A 255-nucleotide genomic window follows, 5' to 3' on the forward strand; every position below is an offset into this window, starting at 1 on the left:
AATTAATGCTCCTCAAAAGCTGTTTTTTTCCTTGAGAATTCTCTCTCCAAATTTAACATAAAGTTGTGATAATGCGATACCCCAGTTATGGATAGGCATTGTCCATTTTTTACTGATATTCTGTATTCCCAGATACATTAGCTTCATCAGTGGCTGTTCTGAAGGAAAAGCACCTTTAGTTTTGGTGATTTTGCGTATCTGGCGATGTACCCCTTGAATTGGATTGGTAGTATATATGATTTTTCGTACTACCTC

General features: G+C 36.5%; 1 protein-coding gene. It reads right to left on the reverse strand.

What is annotated here, in order from left to right; translation table 11 throughout:
- Window positions 1-12 precede the first annotated feature (12 nt).
- Window positions 13-255 (reverse strand): transposase (locus GNY06_RS15815; protein WP_166520416.1); only part of this gene is annotated, 243 nt, incomplete at its 5' end.

It is taken from the genome of Elizabethkingia argenteiflava (assembly GCF_009904105.1).
In the GTDB taxonomy this organism is placed as follows: Bacteria; Bacteroidota; Bacteroidia; order Flavobacteriales; family Weeksellaceae; genus Elizabethkingia; species Elizabethkingia argenteiflava.